The sequence below is a fragment of the Pseudomonas sp. PDM26 genome (genome assembly GCF_019219185.1).
GTDB lineage: Bacteria > Pseudomonadota > Gammaproteobacteria > Pseudomonadales > Pseudomonadaceae > Aquipseudomonas.
Genome location: NZ_JAHUWC010000010.1, coordinates 286,156 through 296,879, shown reverse-complemented (window position 1 = coordinate 296,879; position 10,724 = coordinate 286,156). Strand labels below are relative to the sequence as shown.

Below are 10,724 nucleotides of genomic sequence, written 5' to 3'. Positions count from 1 at the left end.
AGCATTGGAACCACCTGATCCCATCCCGAACTCAGCAGTGAAACGATGCATCGCCGATGGTAGTGTGGGGTTTCCCCATGTGAGAGTAGGTCATCGTCAAGATTAAATTCCGAAACCCCTATCTGCGCACGCAGGTAGGGGTTTTGTTTTTGTCCGCAGAAAAGCCACGGCTACTGGATTTCTATGCAATCGCTCGGTGCGTGGCTATCATGCGGGCCTCATTGTGAGGCGAGACCTGCATGCTGACGTTGTTAAAGCTTCTTAAAGATGGCCGATTCCATTCGGGTCAAGCATTGGGTGCTGCCCTGGGCGTCAGTCGAAGTGCCGTGTGGAAGCAGCTTCAGCATTTGGAAGCTGAGCTGGGTTTGTCTATTCATAAGGTTCGTGGACGCGGCTATCAATTGTCCGCGCCATTGGCGCTGCTCGATCCTTCCGAGATAAGCGCTAAAGCGCTTTCTTGCGACTGGCCCCTCCAGGTTTACGACTCAATCGACTCCACGAACGCCGAGGCGCTGCGTGCTATAGAGCGGGGGCAGGCGGCACCATTTCTTGTGCTTTCGGAGCGGCAGACGGCCGGTCGCGGGCGGCGCGGTCGCAAGTGGGTCAGTCCATTCGCAGAAAACGTCTATTACAGCCTGGTGCTACGCATTGATGGTGGTATGCGCCAGTTGGAGGGCTTGAGTCTCGTCGTTGGGCTCGCTGTCTTGCAGACTTTGCGTGAGCTAGGTATTGCATCCGCTGGATTGAAGTGGCCTAACGATGTCCTTGTAGGTCAGAAAAAGATCGCGGGAATATTGCTTGAGTTGGTTGGTGATCCTGCTGATGTGTGCCACGTGGTTCTGGGGGTGGGAATCAATGTGAACATGCAGTCCGCTGATGAGGTGGACCAGCAATGGACATCCATGCGGCTCGAGTCAGGTAAATTGTTTGATCGCAACCAACTGGTTGCGATGCTGGGGGAGATGCTGCAGCGATACCTGGCTCGTCACCAGGCAGGTGGATTTTTGGCCATCCAGTCAGAGTGGGAGCAGAATCACCTGTGGCAAGGGCGAAACGTGTCGTTGATTGCCGGTGTTAATAAAGTTGATGGTGAGGTGCTTGGTATTGATGGCCAGGGCGCCTTGCGCCTGAAGGTGGATGGTGTGGAGAAAGTCTTCAGTGGTGGTGAATTGAGCCTGAGGTTGCGTGATGATTCTTGAGCTCGATTGTGGGAATAGTTTCATCAAGTGGCGCGTGCTTGCCGATAATGCCGGACAGGTGCTTGGTGAGGGGGTCGTCGATTCCAATCTCGCATTACTTGAGGGGTTGGGGGGGCTCAAGGGGCTTACCCTTACGTTTTGTCGGCTGGTGAGCGTCAGGACCGCAGAGGAGACCGCTGCGCTGACGTCTTTGCTGAGGGATGCCTTCGATGTGCCGGTTGTGTGCGCGTCGCCTGCGCGCGAAATGTCTGGCGTGCGCAATGGGTATGAGGAGTTTGAGCGGCTGGGTCTGGATCGGTGGCTGGCAATGCTTGGAGGCTTTCATCTGGCTTCAGGTGCGTGTCTGGTGCTCGACTTCGGTACGGCCGTGACCGCTGATTTTATCGCTGCGGATGGAGAGCACCTGGGTGGTTTCATCTGTCCGGGGATGCCATTGATGCGCAACCAATTGCGCACCCACACTCGCAAAATTCGTTATGGGGACCTGGCGGCGGAGCAGGCTCTGGAGAATCTTGTTCCGGGTCGCGCGACTGTTGAGGCTGTAGAGCGTGGCTGTTTGTTGATGTTGCGCGGCTTCGTTTTGACTCAGCTCGAGTTGGCGCGCACCTACTGGGGTGAGGACTTTGTCGTGTTTCTCACCGGGGGAGATGCGAGCCTGGTCACTGAGGTCGTGCCTCAGGCCAGGGTTGTTCCGGACTTGGTGTTTGTCGGATTGGCCATGGCCTGTCCCTTGTCCTGAGGTTTTTATGCGTTGGTTGTTTCTGCTGCTGCTTGTCCTCAATGGCTTCTACTATATCTGGCATCAACAAGAGGCTCCTCTGCGCGCGAAGGATGTCACGCCTTTGAGCCTGTATCGCGGGTCTCAACAAGATATCCGCTTACTGAGCGAAGCGAGTGACGACTCCAAAGACAAGGCTAAGGCTGTCTCGACAGACAATGGCTGCCTTTATCTGGGCGGCTATACGCGCCAGGAGGCCGCGCAGGCGGTTGAGCGGCGCTTGAGCGGGATGGAAGTCAAGTATCAGTCCCTGCCGAAAGCTGCGACTGAGGGTGCAGGGTATTGGGTGCGTATCGCGCCGGAAAGCCGACGTTGGCTGGACGATTTGCAGCTGCTAAACCTTTCTAAAGAATTCAATGAGTTAAAACATAAAATAATGCCGTGCGAGGGGGTTGCACCCACCGAATAGTTTGCATAGAATGGCGCCCGCTCCACAGCGAACACCGGAAACGGTTAACGGTGTGAAGCGAGGTCAAGGCAGCTAAGCTCAGGTTTTTAATGAGAAAAATGCTTGACAGAAGGCTGGCATGATGTAGAATGCCGGCTCGCTTAGGAGGGGTTCCCGAGCGGCCAAAGGGATCAGACTGTAAATCTGACGTCTACGACTTCGAAGGTTCGAATCCTTCCCCCTCCACCATTTTTAGCGAGAGCTGTAAGCCTCGCGGGTATAGTTTAGTGGTAGAACCTCAGCCTTCCAAGCTGATGATGCGGGTTCGATTCCCGCTACCCGCTCCAAGTTTACGGGTTTTGCACAGTGTTACGCTCTTGTAGCTCAGTTGGTAGAGCACACCCTTGGTAAGGGTGAGGTCAGCGGTTCAAATCCGCTCAAGAGCTCCATATAACAAGGCAGATATGAAAATATCTGCCTTTGTTTTAGGTGGTAGTGGTTGCGCCTGATTGTGTTTCTGAAGGTTGCCGGTGTCATGGCTGTCGGTGTTGCAACCAGGATTGCCTGGTAAGTGTTGTAAAGTCTTTTTCGGGTCGGCATAATGGTCGGCCTGATTTTGTTTTAGGTCAGTAGCTCAATTGGCAGAGCGACGGTCTCCAAAACCGTAGGTTGGGGGTTCGATTCCCTCCTGACCTGCCAGATTCACTCGGTGTGTCTGGCTTTCTTTTCACAGGATCTTCATAGATGACTCCTAAAGCTGAAGCTCAAGGCTCTCGTTTCGACCTCCTCAAGTGGCTTGTAGTAGTCGCTCTGGTGGTTGTTGGCGTTGTTGGCAATCAGTACTTTTCTGCTTCGCCGATCCTGTACCGCGTACTCGCATTGCTTGCTATTGCTGCTGTAGCTGCCTTTGTAGGCCTGCAGACAGTCAAGGGCAAGTCTTTCTTTGTACTGGTTAAGGAAGCGCGCACCGAGATTCGTAAAGTCGTTTGGCCAACTCGCCAAGAAACCACGCAGACCACGTTGATCGTTGTGGCTGTTGTCCTGGTTATGGCGTTGCTGTTGTGGGGGCTTGACTCCCTGCTCGGCTGGCTTGTTTCCTTGATCGTCGGCTAAGGGTGTCCCGTGGCTAAGCGTTGGTATGTTGTGCATGCTTACTCCGGTTACGAGAAGCATGTAATGCGCTCGCTGGTCGAGCGCGTAAAGCTGGCCGGTATGGAAGATGGCTTCGGCGAGATTCTGGTTCCCACTGAAGAAGTGGTTGAAATGCGCAATGGCCAGAAGCGCAAAAGCGAACGCAAATTCTTCCCTGGCTATGTGCTGGTGCAGATGGATATGAACGAGGGTACTTGGCACTTGGTCAAGGATACTCCTCGGGTGATGGGTTTCATTGGCGGTACCGCCGATAAGCCTGCACCAATCACCGATAAGGAAGCAGAAGCGATTCTGCGTCGCGTTGCCGATGGCAGCGACAAGCCGAAGCCGAAGACGTTGTTCGAGCCGGGCGAGTCGGTGCGTGTCAACGACGGCCCGTTTGCGGACTTTACCGGTGTTGTTGAAGAAGTTAACTACGAAAAGAGCCGGATCCAGGTCGCAGTGCTCATTTTCGGTCGCTCTACTCCGGTGGAGCTCGAGTTCAGCCAGGTCGAAAAGGTCTAGTTGAACAAAAATCCCAACCCCGCAGCCGTAGGCTGTGGGGTTTTGTCGTCACTGGGATAAACGCGCAAGTAACCGGGGAGCCTTTCGAGGCGTTCGAACCCGTAATTGGAGTGCCTCATGGCCAAGAAGATTACCGCTTACATCAAGCTGCAAGTGAAAGCCGCTCAGGCTAACCCAAGCCCACCTGTTGGTCCTGCTCTGGGTCAGCACGGCGTGAACATCATGGAATTCTGCAAGGCTTTCAACGCCCGTACTCAGGGTCTTGAGCCAGGTCTGCCGACTCCAGTGATCATCACTGTCTACAGCGACCGTAGCTTCACTTTCGAAACCAAATCCACCCCTGCTTCGGTTCTGCTGAAGAAGGCGGCCGGTCTGACCAGCGGTTCCGCTCGTCCGAACACCGTTAAGGTTGGCACCGTGACTCGTGCTCAGCTGGAAGAAATCGCGAAAACCAAAAACGCGGATCTGACTGCAGCTGATATGGAAGCAGCCGTGCGTACTATCGCCGGTTCTGCTCGTAGCATGGGCCTTAACGTGGAGGGTGTGTAATGGCTAAGCTGACCAAGCGTCAAAAGGCTATCGCCGGCAAAATCGAAGCAGGCAAGGCCTACAACTTTGTAGACGCTGCTGCCCTGCTGGCCGAGCTGTCGACTGTCAAGTTCAGCGAGTCGTTCGACGTAGCTGTAAACCTGGGTGTTGACCCGCGTAAATCCGACCAGGTCGTTCGTAGCGCTACTGTGCTGCCACACGGCACTGGCAAGACCGTTCGCGTTGCTGTGTTCACCCAGGGTCCAGCTGCTGAAGCCGCTCTGGCTGCCGGCGCTGACCGCGTAGGCATGGACGACCTGGCTGCCGAAATGAAAGGCGGCGACCTGAACTATGACGTAGTGATCGCATCCCCGGATGCCATGCGCGTTGTGGGTCAGTTGGGTCAGATCCTCGGTCCACGTGGCCTGATGCCTAACCCTAAAGTCGGCACCGTAACTCCAGACGTAGCTACCGCGGTTAAAAACGCCAAGGCTGGTCAGGTTCGTTATCGCACCGACAAAAACGGCATCATCCACACTTCCGTTGGCAAGATCGGCTTCGACGCCGTCAAGCTGAAGGAAAACGTTGAAGCCCTGATCGCTGATCTGAAGCGTATCAAGCCAGCTTCCTCGAAAGGCATTTACGTCAAGCGCGTTACCCTGAGCACCACTATGGGCCCAGGTCTGGTCATCGACCAAAGCTCGCTCGACGCGTAAGACACAGATTGGCGCAAGTAATTGCGCCAATTGAAAAATTGGGGTCCCTGCCTGGCGGGGGCTATCCAAGACCGTAGGCGACGCAAGTCTTAAACCACAAGCCTACGCAGATGGTGCTCCCGGTTCCTTACCGAATCAGACACCAAAACGACATCCGGTTTCGACCAGATGAAACGGTAACAAGCAGGAGTTAAACCCGTGGCAATTAAACTCGAAGACAAGAAGGCCATCGTCGCTGAAGTCAACGAGGCTGCCAAAGTCGCTCTGTCCGCTGTCGTGGCTGATGCCCGTGGCGTAACAGTAGGCGCGATGACCGGACTCCGTAAAGAGGCTCGTGAAGCTGGCGTTTACGTACGTGTTGTACGTAACACCCTGCTCAAGCGCGCTGTTGCCGACACTGAATTCAGTGTCCTCAACGACGTGTTCACTGGCCCTACCCTGATTGCGTTCTCCAAGGAACATCCAGGCGCTGCTGCCCGGATCTTCAAGGAATTCGCAAAGGGTCAGGACAAGTTCGAGATCAAGGCAGCTGCGTTCGAGGGCAAGTTCCTCGCAGCTAACCAAATCGACGTACTGGCAACTCTGCCGACCCGTGACGAAGCAATTTCTCAGCTGATGAGCGTGATTCAAGGCGCTACCAGCAAATTGGCTCGTACTCTGGCGGCAATTCGCGACCAGAAAGAAGCTGCTGCAGCCTAAGGCTCGTCAACTTCTCGCGTTTTTTGTTTTTTTCGATGGTCGCGTAGGCCGTCCCCAATATCAGGAATTAGATTCATGTCTATCTCTCAGAACGATATCCTTGAAGCAGTTGGCAACATGTCCGTAATGGAAGTTGTTGAGCTGATCAAAGCTTTCGAAGAAAAATTCGGTGTTACCGCTGCTGCTGCATCGGCAGGTCCTGCCGCTGCTGCTGCTGTTGTTGAAGAGCAAACTGAATTCAACGTCATGCTGCTGGAAGCTGGCGAGAAGAAAGTTAACGTGATCAAGGCAGTACGTGAACTGACCGGTCTGGGCCTGAAAGAAGCCAAGGCTGTAGTTGACGGCGCTCCTGCCATGGTTCTGGAAGCAGTGACCAAAGATGCAGGCGACAAAGCCAAAGCAACTCTGGAAGAAGCAGGCGCTAAAGTCGAGCTGAAGTAAGCATCGACTTTGCTCCTCCAGCCCGAGCGTTAAGCGACAGGCTGATGGCTGGTGGCTCTTGCCACCGGCCTTTTTCCGTTACTGGCAGCCGACTCGGTCGGTGCCGATAACGTGCTGTAACCACCCGATGCGGTGGCGCAAACCATGGGGTTTGCACGATTTTCTGGCTGCTCCCGTCGGGAGGGGCCAAACAAGCAGGTGACCAAGCTGGGGAACGCTGATGGCTTACTCATATACTGAGAAAAAACGTATCCGCAAGGACTTTAGCAAGTTGCCGGACGTCATGGATGTGCCGTACCTCCTGGCCATCCAGCTGGATTCGTATCGTGAATTCTTGCAAGCGGGAGCGACTAAAGATCAGTTCCGCGACGTGGGCCTGCATGCGGCCTTCAAATCCGTTTTCCCGATCATCAGCTACTCCGGCAATGCTGCGCTGGAGTACGTCGGTTATCGCCTGGGCGAACCGGCATTTGATGTCAAAGAATGCGTATTGCGCGGTGTAACTTACGCCGTACCTTTGCGGGTAAAAGTGCGCCTGATCATTTTCGACAAAGAATCGTCGAACAAAGCGATCAAGGACATCAAAGAGCAAGAAGTCTACATGGGTGAAATCCCCCTGATGACTGAAAACGGTACCTTCGTAATCAACGGTACCGAGCGTGTAATCGTTTCCCAGCTGCACCGTTCCCCGGGCGTGTTCTTCGACCACGACCGTGGCAAGACGCACAGCTCCGGTAAACTGCTGTACTCCGCGCGCATCATTCCTTACCGCGGTTCGTGGCTGGACTTCGAGTTCGACCCGAAAGACTGCGTATTCGTACGTATCGACCGTCGTCGCAAGCTGCCTGCCTCGGTACTGCTGCGCGCGCTGGGCTATACCACTGAAGAAGTGCTGGACGCGTTCTACACCACCAACGTATTCCACGTGAAGGGCGAGACCCTGAGCCTGGAACTGGTGCCTCAGCGCCTGCGCGGTGAAATCGCTGTCCTCGATATTCTGGATGACAAAGGCAAGGTTATTGTCGAGCAAGGTCGTCGTATCACCGCTCGCCACATCAACCAGCTGGAAAAGGCCGGGATCAAAGAGCTGGATGTGCCTCTGGACTACGTCCTGGGTCGCACAACCGCCAAGGTCATCGTGCATCCGGCAACCGGCGAAATCCTGGCAGAGTGCAACACCGAGCTGAACACCGAGATCCTGGCCAAAATCGCCAAGGCTCAGGTTGTTCGCATCGAAACTCTGTACACCAACGATATCGACTGCGGTCCGTTCGTCTCCGACACCCTGAAGATCGACTCCACCAGCAACCAACTGGAAGCGCTGGTCGAGATCTATCGCATGATGCGTCCTGGCGAGCCGCCAACCAAAGACGCTGCCGAGACCCTGTTCAACAACCTGTTCTTCAGCCCTGAGCGCTATGACCTGTCTGCGGTCGGCCGGATGAAGTTCAACCGTCGTATCGGTCGCACCGAGATCGAAGGTTCGGGCGTGCTGTGCAAGGAAGACATCGTCGCGGTACTGAAGACCCTGGTCGACATCCGTAACGGTAAAGGCATCGTCGATGACATCGACCACCTGGGTAACCGTCGTGTTCGCTGCGTAGGCGAAATGGCCGAGAACCAGTTCCGCGTTGGCCTGGTACGTGTTGAGCGTGCGGTCAAAGAGCGTCTGTCGATGGCTGAAAGCGAAGGCCTGATGCCGCAAGACCTGATCAACGCCAAGCCAGTGGCTGCGGCGGTGAAAGAGTTCTTCGGTTCCAGCCAGCTGTCCCAGTTCATGGACCAGAACAACCCGCTGTCCGAGATCACCCACAAGCGTCGTGTTTCTGCACTCGGCCCTGGCGGTCTGACTCGTGAGCGCGCCGGCTTTGAAGTGCGTGACGTACACCCGACTCACTACGGTCGTGTATGCCCGATCGAAACGCCGGAAGGTCCGAACATCGGTCTGATCAACTCCCTGGCCGCTTATGCGCGCACCAACCAGTACGGCTTCCTCGAGAGCCCGTACCGCGTGGTGAAAGACGCTCTGGTCACCGACGAGATCGTGTTCCTGTCCGCCATCGAAGAAGCCGATCACGTGATCGCTCAGGCCTCGGCCACGATGAACGACAAGAAAGTCCTGATCGACGAGCTGGTAGCTGTTCGTCACTTGAACGAATTCACCGTCAAGGCGCCGGAAGACGTCACCTTGATGGACGTATCGCCGAAGCAGGTAGTTTCGGTTGCTGCGTCGCTGATTCCGTTCCTCGAGCACGACGACGCCAACCGTGCGTTGATGGGTTCGAACATGCAGCGTCAAGCTGTACCAACCCTGCGTGCTGACAAGCCGCTGGTAGGTACCGGCATGGAGCGTAACGTAGCCCGTGACTCCGGCGTTTGCGTCGTGGCTCGTCGTGGCGGCGTGATCGACTCCGTCGACGCCAGCCGTATCGTGGTTCGTGTTGCCGATGACGAAGTTGAAACCGGTGAAGCCGGTGTCGACATCTACAACCTGACCAAGTACACCCGCTCCAACCAGAACACCTGCATCAACCAGCGTCCGCTGGTGCGTAAGGGTGATCGGGTTCAGCGTAGCGACATCATGGCCGACGGCCCGTCCACCGACATGGGTGAACTGGCACTGGGTCAGAACATGCGCATCGCGTTCATGGCATGGAACGGCTTCAACTTCGAAGACTCCATCTGCCTGTCCGAGCGTGTTGTTCAGGAAGACCGCTTCACCACGATCCACATTCAGGAACTGACTTGTGTGGCCCGTGACACCAAGCTTGGGCCAGAGGAAATCACTGCCGACATCCCGAACGTGGGTGAAGCGGCTCTGAACAAACTGGACGAAGCCGGTATCGTTTACGTAGGTGCTGAAGTTGGCGCAGGCGACATCCTGGTTGGTAAGGTCACTCCGAAAGGCGAGACCCAGCTGACTCCGGAAGAAAAACTGCTGCGTGCGATCTTCGGTGAAAAAGCCAGCGACGTTAAAGACACCTCCCTGCGTGTACCTACCGGTACCAAGGGTACTGTCATCGACGTACAGGTCTTCACCCGCGACGGCGTTGAGCGTGACGCTCGTGCACTGTCGATCGAGAAGTCCCAGCTGGACGAGATCCGCAAGGACCTGAACGAAGAGTTCCGTATCGTTGAAGGTGCTACTTTCGAACGTCTGCGTTCCGCTCTGGTCGGCCACAAAGCCGAAGGCGGCGCCGGTCTGAAGAAGGGCCAGGACATCACCGACGAAGTCCTCGACGGTCTTGAGCATGGCCAGTGGTTCAAACTGCGCATGGCTGAAGATGCTCTGAACGAGCAGCTCGAGAAGGCCCAGGCCTACATCGTTGATCGTCGCCGTCTGCTGGACGACAAGTTCGAAGACAAGAAGCGCAAGCTGCAGCAGGGCGATGACCTGGCTCCAGGCGTGCTGAAAATCGTCAAGGTCTACCTGGCAATCCGTCGTCGCATCCAGCCGGGCGACAAGATGGCCGGTCGTCACGGTAACAAGGGTGTGGTCTCCGTGATCATGCCGGTTGAAGACATGCCGCACGATGCCAATGGCACCCCGGTAGACGTCGTCCTCAACCCGTTGGGCGTACCTTCGCGTATGAACGTTGGTCAGATCCTTGAAACCCACCTGGGCCTCGCGGCCAAAGGTCTGGGCGAGAAGATCAACCGCATGATTGAAGAGCAACGTAAAGTCGCCGAGCTGCGCAAGTTCCTGCACGAGATCTATAACGAGATCGGCGGTCGTCAGGAAAGCCTCGATGACTTCTCGGACCAGGAAATCCTGGATCTGGCTCAAAACCTGCGTGGCGGCGTTCCAATGGCCACTCCAGTGTTCGACGGCGCCAAGGAAAGCGAAATCAAGGCCATGCTGAAACTGGCAGACCTGCCAGAAAGCGGCCAGATGCAGCTGACCGACGGCCGTACCGGCAACAAGTTCGAGCGCCCGGTTACCGTTGGCTACATGTACATGCTGAAGCTGAACCACTTGGTAGACGACAAGATGCACGCTCGTTCTACCGGTTCGTACAGCCTGGTTACCCAGCAGCCGCTGGGTGGTAAGGCGCAGTTCGGTGGTCAGCGTTTCGGGGAGATGGAGGTCTGGGCACTGGAAGCATACGGTGCCGCTTACACTCTGCAAGAAATGCTCACAGTGAAGTCGGACGATGTGAACGGCCGTACCAAGATGTACAAAAACATCGTGGATGGCGATCACCGTATGGAGCCGGGCATGCCCGAGTCCTTCAACGTGTTGATCAAGGAAATTCGTTCCCTCGGCATCGATATCGATCTGGAAACCGAATAACACGTGACGCGAATCGAGAGCGGGG

Annotated in this window: 10 protein-coding genes, 4 tRNA genes and 1 rRNA gene; all 15 read left to right on the top strand. The window is 55.8% G+C overall.

The annotated features are described in order from the left end of the window. Nucleotides 1–102 (top strand): 5S ribosomal RNA (gene rrf / locus KW849_RS20725); the annotation flags it as partial. Between the two features lie 137 nt (nucleotides 103–239). Next, nucleotides 240–1,199, top strand: a complete 960-nt coding sequence (birA, locus tag KW849_RS20720) for a bifunctional biotin--[acetyl-CoA-carboxylase] ligase/biotin operon repressor BirA (RefSeq protein ID WP_218431051.1) — start codon at nucleotides 240–242, stop codon at nucleotides 1,197–1,199. After that, on the top strand, nucleotides 1,189–1,938 hold the full coding sequence (locus KW849_RS20715; protein ID WP_218431050.1) for a pantothenate kinase: 750 nt from the start codon (nucleotides 1,189–1,191) through the stop codon (nucleotides 1,936–1,938). The genes birA and KW849_RS20715 overlap by 11 nt, the downstream gene beginning before the upstream one ends. Nucleotides 1,939–1,945: 7 nt before the next feature. Further along, a complete protein-coding gene (locus KW849_RS20710; protein ID WP_218431049.1) occupies nucleotides 1,946–2,386 on the top strand; it encodes a hypothetical protein in 441 nt (146 codons plus the stop codon). Nucleotides 2,387–2,529: 143 nt separating this feature from the next. Next, nucleotides 2,530–2,614 (top strand) — tRNA-Tyr (locus KW849_RS20705). A gap of 24 nt (nucleotides 2,615–2,638) precedes the next feature. Beyond that, nucleotides 2,639–2,712 (top strand) — tRNA-Gly (locus tag KW849_RS20700). A 26-nt stretch (nucleotides 2,713–2,738) separates the two neighbouring features. After that, nucleotides 2,739–2,814: transfer RNA gene (locus tag KW849_RS20695), tRNA-Thr, on the top strand. 174 nt (nucleotides 2,815–2,988) lie between these two features. Beyond that, nucleotides 2,989–3,064, top strand: a tRNA-Trp gene (locus KW849_RS20690). Nucleotides 3,065–3,109: 45 nt separating this feature from the next. Beyond that, nucleotides 3,110–3,478, top strand: a complete 369-nt coding sequence (gene secE / locus KW849_RS20685) for a preprotein translocase subunit SecE (RefSeq protein ID WP_007984402.1) — start codon at nucleotides 3,110–3,112, stop codon at nucleotides 3,476–3,478. 9 nt (nucleotides 3,479–3,487) lie between these two features. Then, nucleotides 3,488–4,021 carry a transcription termination/antitermination protein NusG gene (gene nusG, locus KW849_RS20680; protein ID WP_046041611.1) on the top strand — a complete coding sequence of 178 codons (534 nt, stop codon included), beginning with the start codon at nucleotides 3,488–3,490 and terminating at the stop codon, nucleotides 4,019–4,021. A gap of 117 nt (nucleotides 4,022–4,138) precedes the next feature. Beyond that, entirely contained in the window at nucleotides 4,139–4,570 is a 432-nt protein-coding gene (rplK, locus tag KW849_RS20675) for a 50S ribosomal protein L11 (RefSeq protein ID WP_007933726.1), read from the top strand. After that, the gene (gene rplA / locus KW849_RS20670; RefSeq protein WP_003186095.1) at nucleotides 4,570–5,265 is read left to right on the top strand and encodes a 50S ribosomal protein L1; all 696 of its coding nucleotides are present in this window, start codon (nucleotides 4,570–4,572) and stop codon (nucleotides 5,263–5,265) included. The genes rplK and rplA overlap by 1 nt, the downstream gene beginning before the upstream one ends. A 198-nt stretch (nucleotides 5,266–5,463) precedes the next feature. Continuing rightward, the gene (gene rplJ, locus KW849_RS20665; RefSeq protein ID WP_007970413.1) at nucleotides 5,464–5,964 is read left to right on the top strand and encodes a 50S ribosomal protein L10; all 501 of its coding nucleotides are present in this window, start codon (nucleotides 5,464–5,466) and stop codon (nucleotides 5,962–5,964) included. Nucleotides 5,965–6,039: 75 nt separating this feature from the next. Continuing rightward, nucleotides 6,040–6,405 (top strand): 50S ribosomal protein L7/L12, encoded by a 366-nt coding sequence (rplL, locus tag KW849_RS20660; RefSeq protein ID WP_108218340.1) that lies wholly within the window; start codon nucleotides 6,040–6,042, stop codon nucleotides 6,403–6,405. 220 nt (nucleotides 6,406–6,625) lie between these two features. Beyond that, on the top strand, nucleotides 6,626–10,699 hold the full coding sequence (gene rpoB / locus KW849_RS20655) for a DNA-directed RNA polymerase subunit beta (protein ID WP_108218341.1): 4,074 nt from the start codon (nucleotides 6,626–6,628) through the stop codon (nucleotides 10,697–10,699). Nucleotides 10,700–10,724 lie beyond the last annotated feature (25 nt).